This is a genomic window from Synechococcus sp. PCC 7335, from assembly GCF_000155595.1.
In the GTDB taxonomy this organism is placed as follows: domain Bacteria; phylum Cyanobacteriota; class Cyanobacteriia; order Phormidesmidales; family Phormidesmidaceae; genus Phormidesmis.
This window is the reverse complement of sequence record NZ_DS989904.1, coordinates 4,244,554-4,271,523: the sequence shown is the minus strand read 5'-3', so window position 1 is coordinate 4,271,523 and position 26,970 is coordinate 4,244,554. Positions and strand designations below refer to the sequence as shown.

Annotated in this window: 20 protein-coding genes; 9 read left to right on the top strand and 11 right to left on the bottom strand. The window is 48.8% G+C overall.

Annotation, left to right across the window (positions count from 1 at the left end):
• Positions 1–11: 11 nt before the first annotated feature.
• From S7335_RS17895 to S7335_RS17860, 8 genes are all read right to left on the bottom strand, one after another.
• Positions 12–2,063: a cation:proton antiporter gene (locus tag S7335_RS17895; RefSeq protein ID WP_006453952.1), complete on the bottom strand. Its 2,052-nt coding sequence runs from the start codon at positions 2,061–2,063 to the stop codon at positions 12–14.
• Between the two features lie 56 nt (positions 2,064–2,119).
• Complete coding sequence (locus S7335_RS17890; protein WP_006456075.1) at positions 2,120–3,613, bottom strand: TrkH family potassium uptake protein; 1,494 nt, start codon at positions 3,611–3,613, stop codon at positions 2,120–2,122.
• A 3-nt stretch (positions 3,614–3,616) separates the two neighbouring features.
• A complete protein-coding gene (locus tag S7335_RS17885; RefSeq protein WP_006457193.1) occupies positions 3,617–4,279 on the bottom strand; it encodes a TrkA family potassium uptake protein in 663 nt (220 codons plus the stop codon).
• Positions 4,280–4,287: 8 nt separating this feature from the next.
• On the bottom strand, positions 4,288–4,758 hold the full coding sequence (locus S7335_RS17880; RefSeq protein ID WP_006456639.1) for a TrkA family potassium uptake protein: 471 nt from the start codon (positions 4,756–4,758) through the stop codon (positions 4,288–4,290).
• Between the two features lie 103 nt (positions 4,759–4,861).
• A complete protein-coding gene (locus S7335_RS17875) occupies positions 4,862–5,512 on the bottom strand; it encodes a sigma-54 dependent transcriptional regulator (protein WP_006457204.1) in 651 nt (216 codons plus the stop codon).
• 11 nt (positions 5,513–5,523) lie between these two features.
• Positions 5,524–7,371 carry an ATP-binding protein gene (locus S7335_RS17870; protein ID WP_006456802.1) on the bottom strand — a complete coding sequence of 616 codons (1,848 nt, stop codon included), beginning with the start codon at positions 7,369–7,371 and terminating at the stop codon, positions 5,524–5,526.
• Positions 7,372–7,486: 115 nt separating this feature from the next.
• Positions 7,487–8,602, bottom strand: a complete 1,116-nt coding sequence (gene dinB / locus S7335_RS17865) for a DNA polymerase IV (protein WP_006454666.1) — start codon at positions 8,600–8,602, stop codon at positions 7,487–7,489.
• Positions 8,589–8,978, bottom strand: a complete 390-nt coding sequence (locus tag S7335_RS17860; RefSeq protein WP_071776937.1) for a ferredoxin — start codon at positions 8,976–8,978, stop codon at positions 8,589–8,591. Before S7335_RS17860 ends, dinB begins: the two co-directional genes overlap by 14 nt.
• A gap of 136 nt (positions 8,979–9,114) precedes the next feature.
• Between S7335_RS17860 and S7335_RS17855 the strand changes: the two genes are divergently transcribed.
• Positions 9,115–10,026 carry a D-hexose-6-phosphate mutarotase gene (locus S7335_RS17855; protein ID WP_006454887.1) on the top strand — a complete coding sequence of 304 codons (912 nt, stop codon included), beginning with the start codon at positions 9,115–9,117 and terminating at the stop codon, positions 10,024–10,026.
• A gap of 259 nt (positions 10,027–10,285) precedes the next feature.
• Here S7335_RS17855 and larB read toward each other — a convergent pair whose 3' ends face one another.
• Positions 10,286–11,017 (bottom strand): nickel pincer cofactor biosynthesis protein LarB, encoded by a 732-nt coding sequence (larB, locus tag S7335_RS17850; protein WP_227500024.1) that lies wholly within the window; start codon positions 11,015–11,017, stop codon positions 10,286–10,288.
• Positions 11,018–11,120: 103 nt separating this feature from the next.
• On the opposite strand from larB, the gene S7335_RS17845 reads away from it, so the two are divergent.
• From S7335_RS17845 to S7335_RS26175, 4 genes are all read left to right on the top strand, one after another.
• Positions 11,121–12,452, top strand: a complete 1,332-nt coding sequence (locus S7335_RS17845; RefSeq protein ID WP_227500023.1) for a lipid-A-disaccharide synthase — start codon at positions 11,121–11,123, stop codon at positions 12,450–12,452.
• 24 nt (positions 12,453–12,476) lie between these two features.
• Positions 12,477–14,561, top strand: coding sequence for a prolyl oligopeptidase family protein (locus S7335_RS17840; RefSeq protein WP_227500022.1), 2,085 nt, complete (start codon positions 12,477–12,479; stop codon positions 14,559–14,561).
• A 123-nt stretch (positions 14,562–14,684) separates the two neighbouring features.
• The gene (locus S7335_RS17835) at positions 14,685–15,038 is read left to right on the top strand and encodes a rhodanese-like domain-containing protein (protein ID WP_006453721.1); all 354 of its coding nucleotides are present in this window, start codon (positions 14,685–14,687) and stop codon (positions 15,036–15,038) included.
• Between the two features lie 106 nt (positions 15,039–15,144).
• Positions 15,145–16,791 (top strand): serine/threonine-protein kinase, encoded by a 1,647-nt coding sequence (locus tag S7335_RS26175; protein ID WP_198011390.1) that lies wholly within the window; start codon positions 15,145–15,147, stop codon positions 16,789–16,791.
• A 57-nt stretch (positions 16,792–16,848) separates the two neighbouring features.
• On the opposite strand, the gene S7335_RS26170 is transcribed toward S7335_RS26175, so the two are convergent.
• On the bottom strand, positions 16,849–18,330 hold the full coding sequence (locus tag S7335_RS26170) for a DUF1565 domain-containing protein (protein WP_227500021.1): 1,482 nt from the start codon (positions 18,328–18,330) through the stop codon (positions 16,849–16,851).
• A gap of 551 nt (positions 18,331–18,881) precedes the next feature.
• Here S7335_RS26170 and S7335_RS17820 point away from each other — a divergent pair.
• The 4 genes from S7335_RS17820 (at position 18,882) to S7335_RS17805 (ending at position 22,786) form a co-directional block, all read left to right on the top strand.
• Positions 18,882–19,940 (top strand): thiamine phosphate synthase, encoded by a 1,059-nt coding sequence (locus S7335_RS17820; protein ID WP_227500020.1) that lies wholly within the window; start codon positions 18,882–18,884, stop codon positions 19,938–19,940.
• Between the two features lie 7 nt (positions 19,941–19,947).
• On the top strand, positions 19,948–20,190 hold the full coding sequence (gene thiS, locus S7335_RS17815; RefSeq protein WP_006454341.1) for a sulfur carrier protein ThiS: 243 nt from the start codon (positions 19,948–19,950) through the stop codon (positions 20,188–20,190).
• Between the two features lie 109 nt (positions 20,191–20,299).
• Positions 20,300–21,307, top strand: a complete 1,008-nt coding sequence (locus tag S7335_RS17810) for a DUF1517 domain-containing protein (RefSeq protein ID WP_006454954.1) — start codon at positions 20,300–20,302, stop codon at positions 21,305–21,307.
• 405 nt (positions 21,308–21,712) lie between these two features.
• Positions 21,713–22,786 (top strand): YdcF family protein, encoded by a 1,074-nt coding sequence (locus tag S7335_RS17805; protein ID WP_006456257.1) that lies wholly within the window; start codon positions 21,713–21,715, stop codon positions 22,784–22,786.
• On the opposite strand, the gene cobN is transcribed toward S7335_RS17805, so the two are convergent.
• On the bottom strand, positions 22,758–26,948 hold the full coding sequence (gene cobN, locus S7335_RS17800) for a cobaltochelatase subunit CobN (RefSeq protein WP_006454883.1): 4,191 nt from the start codon (positions 26,946–26,948) through the stop codon (positions 22,758–22,760). The genes S7335_RS17805 and cobN overlap by 29 nt on opposite strands.
• Between the last annotated feature and the right edge of the window lie 22 nt (positions 26,949–26,970).

Below are 26,970 nucleotides of genomic sequence, written 5' to 3'. Positions count from 1 at the left end.
CTAGAGGTGAATCATCGCTTGGACTTGGAAGCTAAGGGATAGTGAGCGACAATGATAGAGACGTTGGGATGTGATCGCACAACCTCTTCAGGAATTTGACCAATCGCAGGCCTGCCCGCTATTTGCTTCTTGCTCGTATTCACCTCTAGAACTAACAAATCGTTGGGCTGTAGTCGCTTTGAGATCCTTCTAAACAAAGAGCCTTTGGTTTGTTCTACCGGAATTTCGGGGCTAATATCACACAGTTCTGTACTACTTAGGCGAGGCTGCCTGCGACCCGAGACAATCAGTACCTGCGGCGTAGACTTTAGCTCATTTGCAATGGTTTGAACAATCTCTAGGGTTGGTGCAAAATTCTCAGAAAGCGCCTGCTGCCTGTTGACCGCTAGGAGGATGCGCCCCGTATTCGAAATAGGATAGACAAACCGGGTGACCAGCACAGGCACTTGCGCCCGAGAAGCAACGTTATCTAATACGTCCCCAAAAAAGTTGTCCTTGTAGCTGGAATAGCCTTTCCAACCGCAGACAATCAGGCTTGCGTCTTGCTCTACAGCCGTACGCAAGATTCCTTTATCAATGGCATCGTCGACTCGGCCAATTGGCTCTACTTTAGTCACCGTCGCATGGGCAACGTCTTCAGCTATCTCTAGTAGCTTTATTTGCTTTCGCTTGTCGGCTGCTGATACGGCCCGCTTGCGATCGCAAATCACATTCAAAGGCAACAGCGTACCCTCCCCCGCCCTTGCTAGAATAATGGCCAGATTTAGCAAAGTATCTTCAGTATCAGGATTGGCAACTGTTACCAAAACGCGCCGCATCAGCGCTTGAGGTGCGCCTTCAGATTTGGGTGCTACTACAGAAACTTTGCGTCCCCAGCGCTGCACGATCCAAGGCGACACGATCGAGGTGGCCAAAATCATAGCCACCACGCCGTTGACAGTGAGCTGATCGACTAGCTCAATGTTGAACGCTACTGTAATAGCAGCCAGCGTTGATGCCGCCTGAGCAATAGATAGCCCAAACATGACCATCACATCTGGCGAGCGGAACCCAAATAGCTTGCCTGCTATCCAAGCTGCCGCATACTTTCCTACTATCTCCGCGACGATCATCACCCCAGCAATCAAGAGCACCCGAGGCTGACGAATTAGCGCTACCGGATCGATCAGCATACCGACCGAAATTAGGAAGAAGGGCACAAACAGCGCGTTGCCAATGAACTGAATTCGGTTCATCAGCGGACTGACTTGCGGAATTAGTGGCGTCAGGGCAATGCCGGCTAGAAACGCACCGATAATCGGCTCGATTTCAATGACGCTCGCAACGTATGAGGCAACAAACAGCGTTGCTAGAACAAAGGTGAACTCAGCGTTTTCATCGTGACCAAATTTGTGGAAGAACCAGCGACCCAAGATAGGTACGCCCCATAGACAGGCCACGGTATATATCGTCAGCGCCGGAATCAGAAACAACCAAAAGGAAAGGGTGAGGCTGCCTTGATAGGCTTTAATAATGACGGCTAGGGTCAGGAGCGCTAGAACATTCGTAATCAAAGTCGCGCCCAGTGTAACCGAAACGGCAGACGCTCGCATAATCCCCAGCTTGTTCAATACCGGTAGCGCCAGTAGCGTATGTGAAGAAAAGCAAGAAGCTACTAGAATCGCCGCTAGCCAGCCGTAGCCCAACGCTAGCATCGCTCCTGTTCCGATCACTAGCGGAATCACAAAAGTGACAATGCCAAACAGAGTCGCCTTGTCACCGTCGTCTTTGAAGTCATCTAGGCTGGTTTCTAGCCCAGCCATAAACATCAAAAACAGTAGGCCCACCGTACCTAGCAGCACAATTGTGCCATCGCGCTCTAGCAGTCCTAACCCATCAGGGCCGACCACTACCCCTGCCAGGATTAGCCCAACAATGCCTGGTAGCTGAAATCGTTCGAATAACAGGGGCGCGACCAGCATAATTGCCAAGATCGTCAAAAAGATCGCGACTGGGTCGGTGATTGGATTAGAAAGGAAATTAGCAACTACAAAGGAGTTGATTGTAAGAATGTTGGCTAGCAAAATATCAACTCACGAGATGTCAGTTTACACAGTGGTAATTACACAGTGGTAATTCGCTATGAAGAGGGCTTAGTCTGGCGGCTAACCATGGGCTTGAAGTCTCGAATCATGCAAGCGACCCCAACGAACACCGTAAAGAACTCCAAGCGGCCTAGAAACATGCCAACTATCTGGGCCCAAAGCATACCAACCGGCGCGTCGGCAGCAGTGGGACCGACGGATAGCCCAACCGTTCCCATGGTGCTGGCATATTCAAAAAGGCTATCCTGTAGAGAGTAGCCGTAGCCCATCATAATAGCGCTACCAATAAAGAAGAGCGCCATATACAAGAAGACAAACAGCGAGACCTGGCGAATCTGCTTTGCCTGCAGAAAACGGCGTTGCTCTCCTTGCCAAATTTGAGTTTCGTTGATAGCCCCTTTGGGTAGCAGCATCTGCCGAGATTCTGAGATCAAAGCGCGATAGAGGATGTAGATTCTAAGCTGCTTAATGCCACCTGCGGTAGAACCGGCTCCGCCGCCGATCAGCATGAGAACAATCATCCCTATCCAGGGTAGGCTGTTCCAGTCTCCGTAACCGACGGTAGAGAACCCGGTAGTCGTCAAGGCGGTCACCGATTCAAAGATAGAAACCCGAACGGCTTTGCCGAGCGTAGGATACAGGCTAACCGCAGAGCCAAAGAAGATGATGACAGCGACTAAAGGAATCATCAGTGCCTGCAAGCGTACCTGACCGTTACGAACCACCGATTTAATACTGCCGGTTAGTAACAGATAGATGGTGACAAAGTTGAGACCGCCAAACAGCATCAGGACGATGGTGACCGCTTCTACAAAGGGGCTGTCCCAATAGCCAATCGAATCGGGACGGGTAGAAAATCCACCCGTTGAAAGCGCAGCGAAAGAGTGATTGACGGCATCGAACCAGCCGACACCAGCGATGCGAAGTGCAACAACACCGATCGCACACAGACTGCTGTAGATAATCACTACTAGTTTGGACGAGCGCCGAACGTTGGGAGCAAGCTGTTCGCTACGGCCCTCTGCACTGCTAAGGCTAGCCCCCACTGGCCCGGCGATCGCACTGAGGGTAATAATCGCCAATCCTGCCCCACCAAACAGCTCCATAATGCTGCGATACAGCAAAATCAGATTAGATGTCGCGGTGACATCGACCACTGAGAGTCCTGTGGTCGTCCAGCCGCTAGTCGATTCAAAAGCAGCCTGAGTAAAGTTCAGCCCGCCCACGGTTAAAAAGGGCACCGTGCCAAATAGCACCGCCAAGAACCATGAAAGTACAACAATCACTGATCCTTCTTGTAAAGTAAGCGTCGCTCCAGATTTTGGCGCAAGCGATCGCCATAGAATGACACCTAGTCCGCTTAATGCCAGTCCCGGTAGCAAAAACCCCCAAGCTAGATTTGCCTCCTCAGGGTAGGCAAACAGCGCCAAAAGCGGTGCCAAAATACAAAGACCCGCGATCGCACAAGTCAGTCCGGTATAGCCCAAGATAGCTTGATACCGCTGTCTTAAGAAACTTTGATGACGCATGTTCTAGGCCCCCTCCCCAGTTAAGGTTTTTTGAGCCTGGCCGTAGGTGTCGTTTTCGCTGATGAGTAGAACGCGATCGCCCGCATGCAGATGACTGCGCCGCTGCGCCAGGAGCACCCGTCCTCGTCTGACTACGCAGGCGACAACAGCCCCCTGTAGCTTTAGATCTTTAATGGCTGAGCCCACAGCCGGACTGTTTTCTGCTAGCACGACCTCGGTAATCGTAACGCCACTGTCGGTGACAGGTACTAGATTGCGAATATCTGCGCTAGCTGTCTGTTGCTCAATCATCGAACCAAGTACCTCAGTCGCTGAGAATGCAACACTCACCCCTAGCTCTTCAAAAACCTCTCTATTTTCCGGGTCGTTGACTAGCGCAACTGTCTTTGGAACGCCATAGCGGTCTTGGGCGATCTGGCAGGCAATCAGGTTGTCTTGGTCTCTAGGTGTCAGCGATAACAAGACATCTGCTTGGTAGGCACCTGCTTCCTGAAGCATCGCTGGATCGCTGCCGTTGCCTGTAAGCACGGTTGCTTTGAGCTTGCGAGAAAGAGAAACGGCGTTATCTTCGTCTGGAGTGATAATCGTTAGAAAATATCCTTTGCTAGAAAATCGCCGACCTAAAAAGTAGGTAAGCTTATCGGTTCCAATTAAAATAATTCTCATTTAGCTGCCTACTTAGCACTCCTCTGATTTTGGCTCTCAAAACGCTCGCCTAGCTTTTGCAAGAATAGGTCAGCAGAAAGCTGGGTTGGACTAATCGTATCGATCTCTAGCTCTTGATAGATAGCCTCGCGATCCGGATCAAAAACGCGAGCTAAGACGGTTGGAATTTCAAAAACAGTTCTGGCAATTTGCGCCACCATCAGATTGATGTTGTCTTCGCTGGTGACAGCTAGTAGACAGTCAGCCTTGTCAACTTTTGCTTGACGCAGAGTTGCTAGTTCTGCGGCATCGCCTACCACGCTAAACCCACTAAATTCACTAGAGAGATTGCTAAGACAAGCCTCGTACTGTTCTATAACAACAACGCTATGGCCTTGAGAGCTAAGCTGACCAGCTAGCAAAGAACCTAATCGCCCACAGCCGACAATAACGATGTACTGAGACTTTTGGGCACTACCACCAAACAGGTTAGAAACCATATGCAGGAGTTCTCACTCATAAAAAACAGTTAAACAAACAGGTGCGAAAGCGACCCTTTCAACCTACCTACCCCGAATTCTCCTGAAGGTACCTAAGAGGTATTTAGAAGGAAGGTTTTGAAGTGGGATTGGTAGCTGCCCTATCAAGATTGTTACTAGCTGCTTTGTAAGTTGGATCAAGATCTAGCGCCACCCGATAGTTCTTAAGTGCTTCTGAGCGATCGCCCCCCGCTTCTAGTAATTCGCCTAGTAAATTAAATCCAGCCGCGTCTTGAGGATGGTTCCCGATGCACTGCTTTGCTGCGGCGATCGCCTCTTCGTACTTCCCTTCACCTGCGAGCTTGCGAGCATTAGCAACCTCCGCATCACAGTCACCGCTATCATTGGTTTCACGCTCTAAGACACGATTGACTAGCTCACGCAGCTCACTAGGCGTAAATGGCTTTTGTAGATAGTCCACCGCGCCCAGCTTCATCGCCTCAACAGCGTTATCAACCGAACCATGTGCCGAAACCATCACAACCTTCAGTGACGGCTGCTGGGTTATCGCTTTTTGGAGTACTTCAATGCCAGTCATTCCTGGCATCTGAATATCTAGCAGCAGCAGATCGGTAGGCGTTTCCTTTAGCTGTTCTAGTGCGGTACTGCCATCGATAGCAGTTGCTACCTCATAACCTTGGGAGGAAAGGGCCTGGGCGACGGTCAAGCGGATACTCTTCTCATCGTCGGCAACTAAGATACTAGCATTGGGCATTGGTTGTGTCCTCATGCGGGAGTGGAGGCAGTGACAGGCAAGGTAAACGTAAACGTACTGCCATGACCAGGGGTTGAATCAACCCAAATTGTACCGCCATGCGCCTTAATAATCTCCTTACAAATAGCAAGTCCTAACCCACTACCCCCTACATCTTTTTCAGTTTTGACCTGCACAAACTTATCGAAAATCTTGGTTTGATAGGCAGGATCAATGCCAGGACCATCATCAGCAACGGCAATTGATATCCAAGTACCGTGACGTTTAGCGATCACCTCAATGGTTTCTTTGGCATAGCGCAGCGCATTGGCAATCAGGTTGGTCATCACCCATGTAATCTTGTTGACATCTACTTCCACTTTCGGCAGATTGCTAGCCGTCTGACTACTGACCTCAATCTGTTTATCCTCTGACTGGATCTTTAATAGCTCAATTGCTTTCTCGACAAGCTGTCTAGGATCTACAGTTGTTTTGTCCACCTCTAGCTTGCCTGATTCGATTTTAGAAAGATCTAGCAAGTCGTTAACCAAATCTCGCAGACGCTCTACGTCTTCTTGCGCGGTCTGCAAAAGTTCTTGTTCGTTGTTAGATAGTTTTGTTTTCGCAGTTTCTGTAAGCAGATCAATGCTCATAGCCATTCCGGTTAGCGGCGTTCGCAGTTCGTGGGAGGCTGTCATGACAAATTCACTTTTGAGCTGATCTAGCTGCTTGAGATTGGTGACATTTTGCAACAGCAGCACGACACCCAGTCGACGGTTGTCTTCTGTGGTAACGGGTGTAGCGATGTACTGATAGTGCTCTATGCTGCCTCGTTCAATTGTTAACTCGAAGGACTGAGCATCACTACCTTGGGAGCTAGGACCTGCAGGTAGAGCAGGCGTTTGCGACTCTGCTACAGACTGAAGCTGGTCATAAAGGGTACGATCTTCGATGATCTCTAAGCAGTGGCGACCTTGAGCAAGCTTCGGTTTGGTACCAAATATAGTGGCAGCGACCGGATTAATAGCGACAATATGAAGCTGATCATCAACAACAACAATGCCATCGCTCAGACTGTAAATAATGGCCTCACTTCGCTGCTTTTCTGCAACTAGCTTGTCTAAATTTAGCGCTTTGAATGCCTGTAGCCGCTGACTCATAATGTTGATTTCGTCGGCGAGTTGACCGAGTTCATCTTCAGAGGCGATCGTCAGCTGAACATCATAATTCCCACTCGCGATCTGTTCGGTAGCCCCTCGAATAGCTTTGATAGGTTGAACTAGATTACGTGAAAGAATCCAGCTGATAATAAAACCCGCAGTAGCGGCGCTAAGGCCAGCAATAGCTACCGACGCGATCGCCTGCTGAGAAGTATTAGCGGCTCGCTCTGAGGCCTCAGTCATTGCACTCTGATTGACATCTCTAAGTTCAACGGCTGTATCTCGCACGGATTGGAAGGTAGGCTGTACGCCCTGTTTGTACTCTTCTGTGCGCTCCTCAGTTGCCGTAATTAGCTGATCGACGCTGATCAAATATGCCTGGTAGGTCGATTCTAGTTCTGTGAGAATTTCTGCTTCACCCGGCAGTGTGACGTTGTCTTTGGCCCGACTCAGCCACTGCAAGAACTGCACTTGGTACTCACGAAAAAGCGATCGCCCTGCTGCTGCATCGCCCAGTAGTAGGATCAACGTCGCGCTATCTTGCCGTTCTAGAGCATCAATCATACTATCGGCAGCGCGAATGCTGCGATAGTTTTCCTCTAAGATATCTCCGCTAGCTTGGCCTAATCGCCAGAGATTAAAAACGCCCCACAGTCCAACTAGCACAACTAGCGACAGGCTAGCTGCATACCCTGATAGAACCTTTGCCTGTAATTTCATAGATGATATTGCGCGGCGGACAAACGCATGTGTTGTGATTGATTGTAGTTGATTACTCTTTATCACCGACGCTGAAGTCTGTACAAAGTCAAAATAGGATTTCACGCCAGAGGTCTTAGATGTTCAGCGTCAATTGGTGGTAGGGCTGGGGCGCTATTAAGTTAGATACCGTGATGCCTAGAAGTCTGACGGGGCGATCGCGTTCCACATGCAGAGACAACAATCTTGTAGCTATTTGAAGTATTTGTTTTTCTTCAATTGGTGTTTCCAACGTTCGACTACGGGTAATCGTGTCGTAGTTATCGTATTTAATCTTAAGCGTTAGGGTATGGCCTTGGCGTTTGTTCTTCTGCAATCTTTGAGATACTTCTGTTGCAATATTAGCCAGCGCCGTTTCCATATCTTCTATCTGAGAAAGATCTCTAAAAAAGCTGCGTTCGGCTCCAATAGATTTACGGATGCGGTTTGGATTGACGGGTCGGTTATCCTCGGCCCTAGCGACGCGGTAGTAGTAGCTGCCAACTTTACCAAAGGTTTGAGTTAGCTCAGCTTGTGTCCAAGTTTTTAGATCTGCGCCAGTATGGATACCTAGCGATTTCATCTTTGTGGCGGTCGCTGGCCCTACACCATAAAAATCTTCTATTCGTAGCTGCTCGATGAAAGTCTTCGCTTCTTCTGGACTAATAAAAGAGAGTCCATCAGGTTTGTTGAGATCAGAAGCAATCTTGGCGAGGAATTTGTTGATTGAAACGCCCGCAGAAGCAGTGAGCTGCAGATCTGTGCGAATGCGATCGCGAATTTGTTTAGCGATCGCCACTGCCGAGCCAATCCCTTGCTTGTCCACGCTCACATCTAGATATGCCTCATCAAGCGACAGCGGCTCAACCAACTCTGTGTAGTCAAAAAATATCGCTCGAATCTCTGCTGAAACCGCTCGGTAGTGCTCAAATCGAGGTTTGACGAATATTAGATGCTGACACCGGGTGATCGCACTACGAGAAGGCATAGCTGAATGGATTCCATATTTTCTCGCTTCATAGCTAGCCGCACAGACTGCTCCTCGCTGAGAAGGCAAGCCGCCGACCGCCACCGGTTTTCCTCGCAGCTCAGGATTGTCTCTCTGTTCGATTGAAGCGTAGAAAGCATCCATATCTATATGGATGATCTTACGAACCTGATTAGCTCGAAGTTCTCCAGCTGCAGGCGATGGGGTCTGTTCAGGTCGGAACATATCGCCTGCCGATCACCACCGCAATGCCAATACAAAACGCCATCAACAGAGCAAACGCGATCGCCCAAATCCAAATAGAGTTTTGTTGCGATCCATGTACTTGCGGGTACAGCATATACTTCACCGGGCGATTCCCTAGCAAATGCTGTTTTACAATCACCGCCACCTCTTTAGCGCGGACCTTGCTATACCAGGTTTTGTCAGGAGTAACCAAAACCATCGGTCCATTACCGCACTGTCCCAAACAGCCCGAAGCTTCAATTTCAACATTGTCAGCTTCCTCGGCAGGCAAGCACTGTTCAAAAGCAGCCAGTACTTTGTCTGAGCCCTGCTGTTTGCAAGTTGTATTCTGGCAAACTAAGACTTTTCTGGGCACGGGTATAGGCTACAAGGCAGCTCTAGAGAACACTTAGATTTTAGCGAAAGATAGCTCGTCTCAGAATTTTGGAAGACAGACAGCTCGGCCCAATCGAGCGTAAATTAATAGAGTAAGGACTCTACAGGCAGGAATTATGAACATTGAGCAACTGAACCAGGAATTTGGTATCGCGCCTCAGCTCAGCATTGTTGAAGGTAAAGGCGGATTTCCGGTGATTGCTATCGACAATGAACATGCCAAGGCAAAAATTTCTGTCTACGCAGCGCAGGTGCTTTCCTTTCAGCCGGTTGGAGCTACCGCCGATCTAATGTTTGTCAGCGAAAATGCCTACTACCAGCCAGGCAAAGCCACCAAAGGCGGCATTCCCATCTGCTGGCCCTGGTTTGGCCCTGACCCAGAAGGGAAGGGACGCGCTAGTCACGGATTTGTTCGTAACCGGATGTGGACCCTACTAAGTACTGAAACCACCGAGACAGGGGAAACTAAAGTCCGGCTTGGCGTGAGCGCAGATGAAGAAACCCAGGAAATCTGGCCCCATAGCTTTGAGCTAGTGATTGAGATTCTGATCAGTCAAACGCTAACAGTAGCCCTCATCACTAGCAATACCGGAGAGAGTACGTTCCAGGTTACTCAAGCGTTCCACAGCTACTTCACAGTGGGCGATATTAACCAGGTCAAGGTGCTGGGCCTTGAAGAAACGACTTATTTAGACAAGGTAGATGACGGCAAAGAGAAAAAGCAGTCCGGTGCCATCGCCTTCTCCTCAGAAACCGATCGCATCTACACCGATGTAAAGCCTGAATTGATTGTCGAAGATAGCGCCCTAAATCGCCGTATTCGCATTTCCACAACTGGTAACAAGACTGCTATTGTCTGGAACCCAGGAGAAGAAATATCAGTCAAAATGGCTGATCTAGCAGCCCAGGACTATCTTAAGTTTGTTTGTGTAGAGACAGCCAATGCCGCCGATGACGTGGTTGAGGTTGCACCAAATAGCCCCTACAAACTACAGGCTGTCTACGCGATCGAGTCTATAGCTAGCTAATTGCATCACTCGGTTGGCCATAGACCTTGCCTAGCTCACGGCTATCTTTAGTATCCAAGAGATATTATGAAACGCACCCAATCATGAGTGAGAATTCAAACATCACTCCCGTTCAAGATTGTTCAGTTTTGTTGAGGACCGTCAGTTGGTCTTTGTGCAGGTCGTGCTTATTTTTTGCATCGTCGAGCCCAGACTATTAGAGCAGACGAAGTGATGGGTTTTAGGACGGGAATTTTCTGGTACGTTACTTGGTTGCAGTTCACTTAGTGTTAGATATTTTCGCTGCCGTTCGCAGAATCTGACCTGCTAAGATAGCCGCGCCAAATCCATTGTCGATATTGACCACACCAATTCCGGTGGCGCAAGAATTTAGCATGGTCAACAGCGGAGCCAAGCCTTGAAAGCTAGCCCCATAGCCAATACTGGTCGGCACGGCAATTACTGGGCAATCCGCCAGCCCGGCTACAACACTAGGTAAAGCACCTTCCATTCCGGCTGCCACAATCAGCACGTCAGATTCGTCAATCACATGCTGATTGCTCAGTAGCCGGTGAATTCCAGCTACGCCCACATCCCACAGCCGCGTCACCCCAAAGCCGCACAGCTCAGCAGTCACAGCCGCTTCTTCAGCAACGGGTAAGTCAGCCGTTCCGGCTGTCAATATGCTTAATCTTCCAGGTCTTTGAGGAATTGGTTCTGAAGGTAAAATTGCACAGATTCTGGCCATTTCAAAGTAGGTTACCTGAGAAAGCTGCGTTTGAATGGCCTGGTATTTCTTAGCCTCTACTCGCGTAGCCATCACGACTGGGTGCCGACCCTCCATCACCTGCATAATCTCAACAATTTGCTCAGCGGTTTTATCCTGGCCCCATATCACTTCGGGAAAGCCAGTACGGCTGGTCCTAGCATGGTCAATCTTGGCAAAGTTGCCCACACTCTCATACGACTTTGGAGACTGATTCAATTCTGGCTGGTTGATTAAACGATTCACAGGCTGATTCACAAGCTAACTTACTGGGCGCGCATCGAAGAAACACAACTGTAATAGGCTAACGTAGCAAAGTGGTTTTTATTGCTTTTCTAACGCTTCTCCCATGCTCAGCCCTACTGATCTTCATCAGACCAGCTCGATGTCTGATCCGCCATCTGAGCCTGTTGATGTCGTGATCTTGTCTAATGGACCTGGCGAGGTGGCAACTTGGGTGAAGCCTGTGGTGCGATCGCTCCGTCAAAAAGCGCCCAACTACCGCATCTCGGTTGTCCTTTCTCCTTGCCCCCATGCTTCTGGCAAAGAGCCCACTATTCTCTCGAAATATCCAGAGGTAGACCGCGTTCAAAGCGCCTCTCATTTCTTCAAATTTCTGCTAACAGGCAAGACTGCTGATAGCTGGGACTGGTTCGCCAAAGGCATTGTCGTCTTTCTCGGTGGCGATCAGCTATACACCGTCATGGTTGCCAGGCGGCTAGGCTACCGCACGCTTACCTACGCCGAATGGGATGCGCGCTGGACTGGCTTGGTCAATAGATTCGGCATCATGCAGCCCAAGATCCTAGATAAAGTCCCTAGAGCTAGACAGCACAAATTTACCGTTGTTGGCGATCTGATGGGAGATGTACAGGCGATCGCCGATCGCACCGAAATTACCAACATTTTGGGCTGCGACCCCGCTGCCGACATTATTGGGTTCCTACCAGGATCCAAGCCGATCAAGCTGGAGATGGGGGTTCCTATGCTGCTGGGCATTGCCCAAATTCTCCATAATCAAAGGCCCTTTGAGCAGTCACTACAGTATGTCGTCGGCGTTGCCCCCAACCTCAAGCTAGCCGATCTAATGGCCTACGCAGATCCTGCACTCAATGACGCCATGGCGCTATTGAAAGCACCTAGCATCACTTTGCACGAGCCCAAACAAGGACTTCCCTATTGGCAGCTCAAAGACGGTCCGAAAATCTATTTATGGCAGCGTTTCCCCGCTTTAGATCTGTTCTCACAGTGCCAGCTATGTTTCACTACGGTAGGTGCGAATACTGCCCAGCTAGCCGCCCTAGCGACTCCAATGATCGTGCTTCTACCCACCCAAAAGCTAGACGCGATGAAGATAGCCGAAGGTTGGCCCAGACTAGTTTCTCAACTGCCAGGGCTACGGGCGATCGCCCGCACGATCATTGGCCCTATGCTGCTAAAAGGTCTGCAAAAATCCCATAAATACTTCTCCTGGCCGAACATCACCGCCAAGGCCCAAGTTGTCCCTGAACTCTTTGGTACGATCACGCCTCAACAAGCTGCCGACGTCGCCTTGGACTATCTAAGATATCCTGAAAAACTAAACCAGGTTCGCCAAGCCCTTAGAAACCTACGTGGACCCGCCGGAGCTGCCGACCGAATGGCCGAACTCATACTAGAGACCATCAACTATCCTGAATAAAGCCGGAATAAGGACCGTGTAATGATGACGTCCATGCTCTCCTACCCCACCACTCGCCAAGTCTCTCAAACCGACACCTACCACGGTATTACCGTCGCCGATCCGTACCGTTGGCTAGAAGATCCCAATACCGAAGAGACTGCCCAATGGATCGAAGCCCAAAACAAGGTCACTTTTGATTATCTCAATCAATTGCCGGGACGCGATCACTTAGGCGATCGCCTGACGGAGCTTTGGAACTACGAACGTTACGGCATTCCTTTCAAGAAAGGCAATAGCGATAACGCTAACCACCTGCGCTACTTCTACTTCAAGAACAACGGTCTCCAAAACCAGTCTGTTCTCTACACCTTACCTACGCTTGAGGCCGAGCCAACCATTCTACTAGACCCCAACACCTTATCTGAGGATGGTACCGTTGCCCTCTCTGGTATCTCCATCAGTGAGAACGCTCAATATATCGCCTACGGACTTTCTACTGCAGGGTCTGACTGGATGGAATGGCACGTTCGTGATATCGCAACGGGTAAAGACACCGAGGATCTGATCAAGTGGGTTAAGTTCTCTGGCGCAGCTTGGACTCACGATCACCAAGGCTTTTTCTATAGCCGCTATGACGAGCCCAAAGAGGAAACTAAACTAGAAGACGTCAATCGCTTCCAAAAGCTCTATTACCACCGGCTAGGTAGCAATCAGTCTGAAGATACGCTTGTATACGAACGGAAAGACCAGCCAGATTGGGGATTTAGCAGCCAGGTTACAGAAGATGGTCGCTATCTAATCATTTCTGTTTGGCTGGGCACCGATCCAAAGAATCTTGTTTTCTACAAAGACTTACAGGATCTAGACGCTGAAGTTGTTGAGCTGATTTCAGATTTTGAAGCGCAATATAGCCTAATTGATAACGAAGGCAGTATCTTTTGGTTCCGCACTGATTTAGAGGCTCCGAAGGGTAAAGTAATTGCGGTCGATATTTCTAATCCTGATAAGACAAGCTGGCAAACGCTGATTCCTGAATCTAGAGAAACCCTAGAATCTGTAGGTGTGCTCAACAATCAGTTTGTAGCAGACTACTTGAAAGATGCTTACACCCAAATCAAAATCTTCAATCTAAAAGGTGAGCCAGTCCGAGAGGTATCGCTTCCTGGGATTGGTTCGGTCGGCGGGTTCGATGGCAAACGTAATGATACAGAAACGTTCTACAGCTTTACTAGCTATACAATTCCTAGCCGGATCTATCACTACGACTTTTCCACAGGGGAAAGTACGCTTTTTCGTGAACCGACCATTCCCTTCAATCCCGAGGATTACGAGACTCGCCAGGTCTTCTACCCTAGCAAAGACGGTACCAATATTCCGATGTTTATTACCGCCAAAAAAGACTTAGATCTCAATGGCGATACCCCAACGCTGCTCTATGGCTATGGTGGCTTTAATATTTCTCTATCACCTAGCTTTTCAGTCAGTAACTTGGTTTGGCTAGAGCTAGGCGGTGTCTATGCGGTTGCTAATCTTCGCGGCGGTGGTGAGTATGGCGAAGCCTGGCATCAGCAGGGCACCAAAACCAGCAAACAAAACGTTTTTGACGACTTTATTAGCGCAGGTGAGTGGCTCATAGAACAAAACTATACGAAACCAGAGAAGCTAGCGATCGCAGGTGGCAGCAATGGGGGCCTTTTAGTTGGCGCCTGCATCACTCAGCGCCCTGATCTTTTTGGCGCCGCCCTACCTGCTGTAGGCGTCTTAGACATGCTGCGCTTCAATCAGTTCACAATCGGCTGGGCCTGGGAATCGGACTACGGATCGCCCCAAAACGAAGCAGAGTTCAAAGCACTCTATGCCTACTCTCCTCTGCACAATCTCAAGCCTGGTACCGCCTACCCGTCAACAATGATCACAACTGCTGACCACGATGATCGCGTTGTCCCAGCCCATAGCTTTAAATTCGCCGCTGCTCTCCAAGCCGCCCATGCTGGAGATAATCCTGTCCTTATCCGCATCGAAACGAAAGCTGGCCACGGCGCTGGTAAACCTACTACCAAACAAATTGAGGAAGCTACTGACAAATGGGCGTTTTTAGCCCATGAGCTAGGTGTCAATCTTTCGTAGGATCTGATGAGTAGCCATGTTGCCTGTGAGTCTTTTGTACTTAGATGAAACAATAGATGCAACAATTTGTCCGTTAAAGCCTATCTGAGAAAAACCTGTTCCAATTAAAATTCCTGATAATCAATGACAAACGCTAATTCAAACCTGTCCGAAACCAACGTAGAAGTCCTGGCTCAACGTCTTGCAGACGAGACAAAGACAGTTCAACTCATCGATGTGCGCGAACCTAGCGAGCTAGAAATAGCCAGCATTCCAGACTTCGTAAATTTGCCTTTAAGTCAGTTTCCGATCTGGTCTAAGACCATTCATAGCCAGTTTGACTCTGAGACCGAAACGATTGTCATGTGTCATTTGGGTATGCGCTCAGCTCAAATGTGTCAGTGGCTAATCAGTCAGGGGTTCACGAACGTCAAGAATCTCTCGGGTGGTATAGATGCTTACAGTCGACGAATCGACCAGAGCGTAGCGCTTTATTAGCATTTGATTAAGGTACGACGGCGCTTTTTCGCAATCAATCGGTAGTATCAGAAATCGCGCGAGGTAGGTGCACAATGACGAGAAATAGCTTGGTATCTAGATAGCTTTGTATTCATCAAATCTTTCAGATTATCGGTTGCTGGGCATTGTTGGGCAAGGTCAGTTTGCTCAAGTTTACTGCGCGGTCTATCGACGGACGGGGCGGCTAGTTGCGATTAAACAAGTGCGTCATGCCAAAGAGAAATTCTCTCAAGAAGCTGCTATCCATAAGCGACTCGATCATCCCAACATCGTGAAATGTCATACGGCGTCGAGTCAGCGACTGATTCTAGACTATAGCGAGTCTGGGACTTTGCGATCGCAACTTGCAACCACCTTCTCTCCTCTACTTACTCCCGGCTATCTTTCCTTCTCCATTATCAAAACCATCATCGCAGATATCCTCCAAGGGCTTGACTATCTTCATCACCACGGCATCGTTCACAGCGATCTAAAACCTGAGAATATTCTTCTAACTAGAGCTTCACCCAGCAGGTTAGTCGCTACAATCAGCGATTTTGGCTGTGCTCATTTTCTCGATCAGCCCAATCAATCAACAACAGATATCGGCTCTCCTTTCTACGCAGCGCCAGAGCGATTTGACGGTCACTCCTCTATCGCCTCAGATCTATATTCTGTTGGTGTCATGCTTTATGAGCTATTAGTAGGTGATCGACCTTTTTCTGGAACACCTCAACAGCTTTATCAAGCTCATCATGCCCACTCTCTTTCTTTCCCGGCAACGCTCTCAGCGTCCGCCCAGCAGCTTCTATTAACTGCACTCCACAAAGAACCTAAGCATCGATTTTCCAGCGCGATAGAAATGCTCAGCGCCTTTCAGGCATTAGAATTTAGTTCGATCAAGGCAACTGTTGCAAGCTCTTCTAACGTTGCCACGATCACTTTCTGCCAGCGCCCCAAACCTCTCACTGTCGATGGAATTACTGCTCCTGTAGACGCTCTGATCCCACTCCCCCAGGGATGTGGAATTGTGAGTGCTAATTCTCTTCATATACTCACCAGAAAAGAAAAATTAATATCAATCGCTCGATTTAGACAGTCTTGCTGGATTTCAGTTTCGCCAACGGGAAGATGGTTTGTCGCACTGCCTAAGACAAATAAGCGGAAAGTGCGGGGCATGATCGGCAAACTATATCAATCTGGACATAAATGGAGTCGTGCTATTACGCCGACAGGGCGACTAATGACGTCCCTCTTGTCTAACCTTATTCAGGTCATTGCGATTGACGCTCGATACTTTCTACAAATCCGTACGGCCGAAGAAGCTACTAGAACCTATATAGAATGCTTTACCCGGCGGGGGCAGTTTATTGGCGAACTGCGTATCAACCAGACTATCAGCCAAATTGTGCCGACAGCTATGCCTTATCAGCTATTAGCACTTGGTACTACCTCCACGGATACACCTGTAGCGCTGCTGATTAATCTCAAGCCTTTCCAAGTTAGAACACTTTATCTGCCTTTTACCCCCCTCAGGATACACCCATTAGCCTGGGGCTATCTCATTGTAGGAAGTGAAAAGATTTTACTACTCGATCACACCTTGCAACCAGTTACATGGTTGAAAGGACTACCCAATTCGCGGGTAATTGCATCATTAGACAACCGCCGGCTCTTGTTAGCCAATCATGCTACCCGGCCATCTCTATCAGTTTCTGACACCAGCACACTGAATCTAGGACTCATCTTTTGAAAGTTGTTGTTAATTTTGTTCCTTTATGTAAGTCCGTTTATGTAAGTTCCCTATCTTCTAACGGATGTATTCAACAAGTGCGTCATAGTTGTTCTCTTCTAATAATCTGCGCCTAGCCTCCGCTTCTTCTTCTGTTGGGAAAGCTCCTACTTGCATCATGGCTCGACCTTCAAACCGGGTGCGAAAGGCATCAGGAACGACAGAGCGAATATCATCTTGTACGAACGGGTCGCTTGTCTCAACAAACACTCGATAGTATAGACCTAAACTCTGAGCCCTAGACGGTGGCGCTGGCGGCCCACCCGTACCACTAGTAGGCGGAGAAAAGATAACATTAGAATTACCGCTGCCGATTGGGATAGAATTATCAGGAACAGCTAAACGATTATTGTTAGCCGATGCACTGACATCAGTGACAGGTTTATTGACTGTTATTCTTGGTCTAGCAATTGCTGAAGACTCTGTTGGTTCAATCACTGGTAGCGGAATTGAACTACGGTTTTCTCCATCTTGCTGTTCAGTAGCCTGCTGTTCAGTAGCCTGCTCGGCCTCAGATTCTGAAGTGAGAGGTGGCAGCGGTATTGGTTGGCGAATGCTAGTCTCAACTTCAACAACATCATCGCGACGATTGCCTGAGATTTGATTGTCTCGCATAGTTGGCCGCGCGCTACCAACAATAACCAGCCCAGCTTCATTATTAGTAATCTGGTTGGCCACGATATCTGGAGTAGCACCGTCTAATACCCGAATGGCATCTCCCGTATCGTCAAAAGTATTCTGGTGAATCAGCGCGCTCGAATACCCAAGAACAATCACACCTGCTACTCGATTGCCAGAAAAATAGCTATCTTGCACTCTAGGTGAACCGCTGGCGATGTATAGTCCAGTTTGTTGATTGTCAATGAAGACACTTTCTAAAATAGTTGGATTAGTAGATTCAACCCATACGCCGTAGCCTTTAGGGTTAGTGATCGCAACTTGAGCAATGCCAGCTCGATCAGCGGCGATAATAGCCGTGTTTTGGTGCGATCGCATCGGGCTGGTAAATTGACCGCCCCCTTCGATGATGGCGGTGTGCTCACCTGAATTGGGTGCACCCTGAATCGTCACGCCTGGCTTTAGCTGAAGGGGAAATACCTCTCCAGAGGCTTCGCTATAGCGTCCAGGGGCCAGCACAATGACAGTATTAGGCTGAGCAATTTCTAGTGCCCTAGTTACTGTCTTCAAGGGCTGCGCTTCTGTGCCAACTGCTTGGTCGCTACCAGTCTCGCCATCGACATGCAATGTCTGAAAGCTATTATTTGTTGGGTTTGCTGTTACTCTTTGTGCCTGGGCGGCTAGCCGTGCTGATGATGGCTGTCTATCCCAGCGTTTGCCAGCGGTTCTAGACTCCGTAGCGGCGACTTTATTTATAGCCTCGCTAGTTTCGGTCCTAGTAGCTCTAGTAGCTATTACTTCAGAGGAAGCTGGGGTTAAGAGCAAAGCTTGGGCAGCTGATCCTTCAGTGCTTGTGCCTATCGCCAATAGGCTTAAAGCCAATGTGAGCGCTCGTAATCGATAGATGGACCAAGACTTTCTGAGTTGGTTTGAATGCGATCTGCCAGAAGATCTAACCGAAGCATAAGAATACCTGCCTAACAACATAGCTACCCCGCTGTTATCGTGACCTATAGCTCAACGCCGAAGTATGCTGTTCTATGCACTTAGGCGTGGAAACATCAACTGAAAGTATGGAATCACTTCAAGCCGTTTTCCGAGATCAAATCAAGAAAAGCTGGCAAGACGGCTGCAACTGAAAATATGAAGTTCTAAGATACTTTTGTCAAGCTATTCGCAACTCTATTTACTTCTGCATTCCTGTCTTTTGTCTTTTATGATGCTTCATCCCGCCAACCTTGCTTTGTTCAGTCCTGGCAAAGTACTCGGCAAAGTATCGGCGAAGTAGCCCGACAAAGTAACAGTGTTGTCGCTTGATGTAGTAGATATATCACTATCAGACGTATCAACCCCGTCTTATACGAAGCAATCTTCCCGCTCGATTTTACAAACTCCTACCTACGTTTAAAGAAAGCTCAGTGCCACAACAAACAGTGTCAAAGACTAACGCTCTATTACGCATCCTAGATGCCAACCTTGACCGTGCCAGGGAAGGGATGCGCATCATCGAAGAATGGTGTCGGTTTGGTCTTAACGATGAGGCGACTACTGCTCAACTAAAGAATTTACGTCAAACCATTGCCCAATGGCATACCCCAGAGATTCGCGCTGCTAGAGATACGCCGGGTGATATGGGAACTGCGCTGACTCACACTCAAGAATCCTTACGAGATAGCTTAGGCGACGTGCTACAAGTCAACCTTGCTCGCACACAAGAAGCTCTACGGGTACTTGAAGAATACGGAAAACTCTACAGCCAAGAGATGGCCGCAGCCTGCAAGCAGATGCGCTATCAGCTTTACACGCTTGATAGTCAGCTAATGGCGAAATTCCCAGACACTACGGATCAAGGAACAAGACGAATGCAGCAATTGGCGCGATCGCGAACCTATCTTGTCACTTCTCCTGTTCCAGACTTACTAGGCGTGGTTGAATCGGCCCTAAAAGGAGGTATTGCTATCGTGCAATATCGCGAGAAGCAAGCGGATGATAATACTCGCCTCCAAACGGCTCATCAGATGAAGAAGCTATGTCACCAGTATGGCGCTCTATTTGTTGTGAATGATCGCGTTGATATCGCTGCTGCCTCGGATGCAGACGGGGTACATTTGGGACAACAGGATTTACCGATGGAGGCAGCTCGAAAGGTTCTAGGACCTAGCAAGATTGTGGGCCGCTCTACGACGAACCCCCAAGAACTACAGCGCGCGTTAGACGAAGGTGCTGACTATATTGGAGTTGGCCCCGTACATGAAACGCCGACAAAGCCAGGGAAAGCGGCTTCTGGTAACGACTATGTCCGCTATGCAGCGGCGTATGCCACAATGCCCTGGTTTACGATTGGAGGGCTAAACGCAGATAATCTTGGCCCGACGTTAGCAGCGGGCGCGACGAGGGTAGCCGTTGTCAGAGCGTTGATGGAGGCAAGCGACCCGAGCGCTGTCGCCCGTTCTTTGGTCGAGCAAACTCAACAGCAGCCTATTGGAACGTGACTAGTTTATGATTTCACAAACAAGCCCTTCAGAAGATATCGCGCTCCAGGTCAATGGAGAAACAAAGTTCTGCCTAGCCAGCACAAGTTTGTCAGATTTTCTAGTGCAGATTGGTTTAAACCCTCGGCTAATTGCCATCGAATACAACGGTGAAATTCTGACTAGGGCGCTGTGGTCAGAAACTACGCTACAGCCAGGAGATCAGCTAGAAATCGTCACTATCGTCGGCGGGGGTGCAAGCGATGTTTAGGTACGGCAATCCCTTCCTTTTGGTAGGTATGGAGTCCGCTTTGTCACTATAGAAACGCGTTAAAGTAGGGAGAACAGCCGTTTCAACAGCCGCTCAAACCTTAAGATTCATGATTGACAACATCAAATCCTGGGCTCGCGTTTTTCTATCGCGTTCGCTCAAGACCTTCTTCAAGTCCTTTCTCGTTATCGGGCTCGTTGCCGTTCTCGTCTTCTCTCAGGCAGATGGAGCCTTCGCTGCTCGCTCCGGCGGACGCATTGGCGGTGGTAGCTTTCGTGCGCCCAGCCGCTCTTATTCCACACCTAGCCGTACGCGCGGACCCTCTAGCTACAGCGGTGGTTATCGAGGGGGTTACGGTGGTGGCTATTACCCGGGTGGTGGCTTTGGTTTTCCCTTCCTGCTGCCGTTTGTTGGCTTTGGGGGGATGGGGGGTCTGTTTGGCATTTTTATCACGATTGCGATCGCCAACTTTATCATCCGTAGCTTTCGCGAAGCAGGCGTAGGCGGAGATAGCGCTGAGACCTACAGCAGCAACCCTACCGTTTCAGTCGCTCGCCTACAAGTTGGCTTGTTAGCCGAAGCGCGTAGCCTGCAAACCGATCTAACTCGACTAGCTGAAACCGCTGATACCAGTACTTCAGCCGGCCTTACCAAGATCCTACAAGAGACGACACTTTCTTTGCTGCGTCACCCAGAATATTGGGTCTACGCTGACATCGACTCAGACCAGACTCGTTTGCTATCGGCAGAGCAAGCCTTCAATCAACTTGCGATCGCCGAACGCAGTAAATTTACCCGTGAGAGCCTCTCCAACGTCAATGCTCAAATCTCGCAAGCGAAGTCAAAAGCTGCCCTTAATAGTAGCGGTGAGTTAGCTACGGCTGAAGATCCGGGTGAATACATCGTTGCTACCATTCTGGTTGCTAGTCAGGGCAAACTTAATTTGCCAAAGAATACGACGTCTACAGATGATGTTCGTCAAGCTATTAACAGAATTGGTTCTATCTCTAGCGAGCAGCTCATGGCGGTGGAGGTGCTTTGGACTCCCCAGGTTCCAGGTGAGACCCTTAGCGCAGACGAACTGATCGCTGAGTATCCAAACCTTCAGCTTGTGTAGTTCTGTTCACATGCTGTTTTACTATGTAGCTCTAACACTTCTACTCTGCGTTTCATAGTCTGTGCTTCATAGTCTGAACTCTAACTCTTGTAAAAAGCGGATGTCGTCTATGGCATCTGCTTTTTACGCTGAAATTGACTGAGTATGTTTAACTTTTCTATAGCTTTGCCCACTTTGCTTGCTATATCACGAAAGGCTACAACTCCTGTTCTATAACGCATCCTATAACGCACTTCATAACGCAAAATGCTATAGCAAGCTCGTTGGCTTTGCCTTCTCGAAGAGTATGCATCCACGCTTTGCTATACATTTACCTTTTCTACAAAAGTGGTTAAATTAAACCCGACTGTCGTGATCGGTCCATGAGTCGAACCTAGGCTATGAGTCCGCTTAAGAGAAACACAGATGCTGCTGGTACTGCTTACTCAAATACTGGTATTCGCTGCAATTGCGCTAGTAGTTCGGTATGTTTTCACGAAAGCTAGTTCCCAAAAGTATCTAGTCTGGTTCGTCGGAGTACTACTTTTTACCCTACTAGCTACCTCTTTTACTCTTTCTGATAACGGCACTATTGAAGGTCTCTGGGAGCTATTTTCATTCCCACTGACCCCTCTAGGAGCCTCACTTATCCTAATTGGCATTTCTCTGGGTAAAGGGGGTAGCATGAGACCTCAAGCAGGCGCGCTTGCACTTGCTATTTTGCTCTTTTCAAGCACTCCCCTATCTGCTGGGTTACTGGTTAACCGATCCGAACAATCAACTCGTGCGGCAGACATTCTGGGTACCAGGAATCTTGCAACGGCTGTTGCGATTGTGGTTTTCGGCGACAGAAATGATATAAACAGAGCCATATCTCCAACATCAGATATGGCAGCGTCTTATGCACCTGCCTATACAGCGCTAGCACCTCGCATTACCTACGCGGCAGACCTCTATGCTGAAGCCAGGCGACGTGGCGCAGCGCCCATGGTGATGGTAACAGCGGGCTCTGTTGCAGAAGACACCAATCAAAGGGCAATTATTCGTGAGATGCTGGCAGACAATGGCATAGCTAGCCGGGATATTCTAATCAGAAGTACTGGCCTAGACGTCAGGGGCACCGCTGAAGCTGTCGAAGGTTTTCTAGAGAGTCAGCGATTAATTGCCCGAAGAGAGCAACGACTAGAGCCAGATGCAATCAGAGATGTTCCTTGGGTAGTTCTGGTCGCACCAGCGATAATCATGTCACGAGCAGAGCTAACCTTTGAGCAGATAGGACTACGAACTATTCCTAGACCTACTAGCTTTAGCACCTTATCTGTTGATACTGATGGCCCAAGCGATCAAATAGCAAATATGCTGCTTAATCTGATTCCCAGCGTCGATACGCTTCGGCTTACCTCAGAGTACTGGGATGAACGACTTACCTATCTATACTATTTCGCTAGAGGCTGGCTACCCAACTTAAACTTTAGCTGGGATTCGAACGCTGAGCCGTAGTAGATAGCCCGGCTTCAATTGTGCCCTCAGCTGTATGGGCGATCGCTCGCAACTCGTCCACCATTTTCTCATCGGCTCCTTTCCATAGCCCTCGCTGACTGGCCTCTAATAATCGTTCTGCCATATCTCGCAGCGCCCAAGGATTAGATTTCCTAACAAAGTCACCCACTGCCAAATCGAGCACATACGCTTCGGCAACGCCTTTGTACATGTGATCGGATACGCAGCCTGTGGTGGCGTCGTAGGCAAATAGATAATCGACAGTAGCCGCTAGCTCAAACGCACCTTTGTAGCCGTGGCGCATGACACCTTTAATCCACTTTGGATTGATCACCCGAGAGCGATACACGCGGGCAATTTCTGACTGAAGTGAGCGCACCTTCGGGTTCTCTGGTACCGCATTATCGCCAAAATAAGTGAGTGGCGATTCTCCTCGCTTTGCTTTCACCGCCGCTGTCAGCCCGCCTTGGAATTGATAGTAGTCATCCGAATCGAGCAGATCATGCTCTCGGTTGTCCTGATTTTGCAGCACGATTTGCATATTCTCTAGGCGCTGACTAAACGCTTCTAGAGCGCTGTGTCCGTCGGCATTGCCTGTGTAGGCATAGCCACTCCAATTGATATAAGCGCGGGCTAGATCGGCGTCACTTTCCCAGTTTTGCGCTTCAATTAGACCTTGAAGGCCAGCGCCGTAAGCACCGGGTTTTGAGCCAAAGATCCGATAGCGCGATCGCTCTAGACTTTGAGCGTGATCAAGTCCCTTGGCTTGCCACTGCTCATACTCTTTTTTAGCTTGGGCCGCTAGCGGATTTTGCTCAGCCGATTCATCGAGCTTCGAGACAGCAATCACGGCTTGATCAAATAAAGAGATTAAGTTGGGAAACGCATCTCGAAAAAAACCAGAAATCCGTAGCGTCACGTCAACTCTAGGCCGACCTAGCGAGGCCAACGGCAGAATTTCAAAGTCTACTACGCGCCGACTAGGGCCATCCCATACAGGCCGAACACCTAATAAAGCCAGCGCTTCTGCTATATCGTCGCCCCCTGTTCTCATCGCGGCGGTACCCCACATCGAAAGGCCTAGTGTGCGAGGATATTCGCCCTGTTCTTGAGTATAGTTTTCGACGAGGATCTCAGCTGCTTTACGACCGACATCCCAAGCGCTCTCGGTTGGGATAGCACGAATATCTACTGAATAGAAATTACGACCGGTCGGCAAAACCTCTGGTCGATTGCGCGTGGGTGCCCCAGCAGGTCCACTGGGAACATAGCCGCCTTCAAGTCCATGAAGCAGATGGGTGAGTTCTTGGGTAGTTTGGCGAAGGTTGGGGAGTAGAGTATCTGCAATCCAGCAGAGGCTAGCTTTGAGCGGCGGAGCAAAATCAGAAAAACTACGATCAGAGTCGAGCAGCTGACCGACTAGATCAGCTGCGTAGATTTCTATCTGTTCAACCACATCGCCGATGGTACGGCAGCTTCTAGTCTGAGGCAGGGTTGAATGGTGGGCAGTGCCAAGATCCTCAGTTAGCGGATCGAGATCAAGGCCCCAGCTTTGGGCGATCGCCCGACTAAGTCCTAAGTGTTCTGCGTTTGGATGGCGGGCGATCGCCACAATCAAATCTCGAAGCTGATTGCCGGTTGGGCATTGGCCCAAGATATGTAGCCCATCACGAATCTGAGCCTCTTTAAGTTCACAAAGATAGCCATCAATTTGGGGTAGCCATGTCTGTAAATCAGGTGATTGATCTAAGGGTTGACTATCTATTGGCGGCTCTGATGTTTGGATCATAGACAACTTCAGATCTTGCTGAAGCTGAGTATCGAGCAGCAGATCGACAATCTTGGGACCGATGATCTTTAACCGAGTCGGGTCTAGGTTTTGAGCTTCGTAATATTCGTCGACCAAACTTTCTAATTGCTGTAAGGGGCCATATAGCTCAGCGCGTGTCATTGGCGGCGTTAGATGATCTAAAATCACAGCGCTAGCTCGTCGTTTTGCCTGGGCGCCTTCTCCAGGGTCATTCACGATGAAGGGATAGAAATGGGGTACGGGTCCGAAGGCCGCTTCTGGATAGCAATCGGATGAAAGGGCGATTCCCTTACCGGGTAGCCATTCTAAATTGCCATGTTTGCCGACATGCACTATCGCCTGCGCACTAAAGTGAGCCCGTAGCCAGTGATAAAACCCTAGATAGGCATGAGTAGGCGCTAAGTCTGGCGCATGATAGTTCAGCGTTGGATCAATGTCATAGCCTCGACTAGGCTGGATGCCAACAAAAATATTGCCAAACTGAATACCTGAAATCGGCAAACAGTCGATTTCTTCTACTTGAGCGTGATTGAAGCGCTGCCACTCTATGCGAGGCTCGCCCCATCGGCTAGTGATGCCCGCTTGCACCGCTGAAGATAAGGTCTGAAAAAAACTCTGATAGCTCTCTAATGAGAGTGACTGGTCAATCGGTACTAATCCAAATCCTTCTGGGTCATTCGTAACACCTGCTGCCAACCTGGCCATCAGGTCGTCTCCCGTTTTGGGCAGATCGGTGACGGTATAGCCTGCTTGCTGAAGCGATCGCAATATTTCTAGACAGCTCGCGGGCGTATCTAGCCCTACTCCGTTCGCCATCCGTCCATCTCGGTTAGGATAGTTGGCCAATATCAGTGCAACTTTGCGATCTTGAACCGGCACGCGGCGTAGCTGAACCCATTTGAGCGCTAAGTCTGCAACAAAATCAATGCGATCATGCTTTGCTTGATAAGCGACCACATCCGTCTGCAACTGGTTTCTAAGTGCTTTGCATCCTTCTGGTCTCTCTTCTTGCTCAGCTCCTTTGAAGGAAACTGCTCGGGTAATTACCCGTCCATCTACCTCCGGCAGGGCCACATTCATCGCAATATCTCGAGGCGTAAGCCCTTGAGTGTGGCTCTGCCAATAGTCATGCGAGCTACCACTACAAATTACCTGAAGAACCGGAATATCTAGCTGCTGCCAGAGGGAGGGTACGCTCAATGATGATGTGCTTGAGGTGGACGGCTTTAAAGCAGCACTTGCAAAGCTAGTTTGTTGGAAGCTGGTGATTGCAAAGCTAGTTGTGTTCAAGACTAAATCGATTGACTGATGTCCATCTTTGGATTGACAACAGCGAAGGATCGCCTGTTGAACCTCCAATTCTTTGAGTGAGGAGACATAGATAGGAACAGGGACTAGGTTACGCTTGGCAAGCGCAGCGGCGATCATGTCGATCGTTTTAGTATCCCCTGATAGATAGTGGGCCCTGTAGAAAATAACTCCAACCAAGGCAGTTAGTTTAGATTTTCTTGAATCCGCTTCTAGTGAAGGTAAGAGAATTCGATCATTGCTTTTAAAGGGTGAAAAATCCTCACTTTTATTAAATAACTTTGTATCGCTCAGTGACGAGAAGCTACTTTCATCTGTCAAATTAGAGATGCTTTGAAACAAGTTAGAGATGTTCTCAAAAGTTAATTTAGAAGTTGTTTTTTGCGATGATTGTAAAGAGTTTAGAGACTTTAACTTTACTTGTATGTCTGTATATAGATCTGACTTTTTGTATCCCTTTGTATCGGTCTTTTTTTTGGTCTCTTGGACGATAGTAGGGGTATATATACCTACCTTAGCTACTGCTTGGGGAGAGGAAGGGTTGTAGTTAGTTGATAGGGTGCAATCGCTAGCGTACATTAACCCATAGCATAGGTTGTCGATACCACCTTCAGTAAAGTACTGCCACAAGCGGTTGACAACCGATAAGGCAACTGTAGAATGACTCATCAAATCTAGATCTGGCTTATCATCCCCTGGCATCACAATCAGGCTAGCGCCTGTAAGGGATACTGTTTCTTTTAGTACTTCTAAGCCATACGACCAATAGGAACGTCCGCCTAAAATTCTGACAATGATCACACGTGCGTGTCTTAGGACCGTCTCTGCATAAGTATCGATAGTAAGCTGCTGCTGAAGCTGAAGTAAGTTGAGTGCACGAATTTCTTCAAATCCTTTAGGCAGCCTATCTAGAACCTGATTTAATGTAGAAATATCTGTGTCAGCTGCTGTCAATAAAACAATTGGGGCAGGTGCCTGTTCAATATAAATGACACCCTCTTTTGTGTTGTCCCAACCGCCTGGCGTAGCTGCTAATCGATGCATAGAAATCTGAAATGTTAAAGAA

Coding starts and splice junctions, on each gene's coding strand:
- S7335_RS17875 (WP_006457204.1), bottom strand. CDS start 5,512: ATGCCCAATGCTAGTATCTTAGTTGCCGACGATGAGAAGAGTATCCGC.
- dinB (WP_006454666.1), bottom strand. CDS start 8,602: ATGTTCCGACCTGAACAGACCCCATCGCCTGCAGCTGGAGAACTTCGA.
- S7335_RS17870 (WP_006456802.1), bottom strand. CDS start 7,371: ATGAAATTACAGGCAAAGGTTCTATCAGGGTATGCAGCTAGCCTGTCG.
- S7335_RS17885 (WP_006457193.1), bottom strand. CDS start 4,279: ATGAGAATTATTTTAATTGGAACCGATAAGCTTACCTACTTTTTAGGT.
- S7335_RS17855 (WP_006454887.1), top strand. CDS start 9,115: ATGAACATTGAGCAACTGAACCAGGAATTTGGTATCGCGCCTCAGCTC.
- S7335_RS17890 (WP_006456075.1), bottom strand. CDS start 3,613: ATGCGTCATCAAAGTTTCTTAAGACAGCGGTATCAAGCTATCTTGGGC.
- S7335_RS17835 (WP_006453721.1), top strand. CDS start 14,685: ATGACAAACGCTAATTCAAACCTGTCCGAAACCAACGTAGAAGTCCTG.
- thiS (WP_006454341.1), top strand. CDS start 19,948: ATGATTTCACAAACAAGCCCTTCAGAAGATATCGCGCTCCAGGTCAAT.
- S7335_RS17840 (WP_227500022.1), top strand. CDS start 12,477: ATGACGTCCATGCTCTCCTACCCCACCACTCGCCAAGTCTCTCAAACC.
- S7335_RS17880 (WP_006456639.1), bottom strand. CDS start 4,758: ATGGTTTCTAACCTGTTTGGTGGTAGTGCCCAAAAGTCTCAGTACATC.
- S7335_RS17845 (WP_227500023.1), top strand. CDS start 11,121: ATGCTCAGCCCTACTGATCTTCATCAGACCAGCTCGATGTCTGATCCG.
- S7335_RS17805 (WP_006456257.1), top strand. CDS start 21,713: ATGCTGCTGGTACTGCTTACTCAAATACTGGTATTCGCTGCAATTGCG.
- cobN (WP_006454883.1), bottom strand. CDS start 26,948: ATGCATCGATTAGCAGCTACGCCAGGCGGTTGGGACAACACAAAAGAG.
- S7335_RS17810 (WP_006454954.1), top strand. CDS start 20,300: ATGATTGACAACATCAAATCCTGGGCTCGCGTTTTTCTATCGCGTTCG.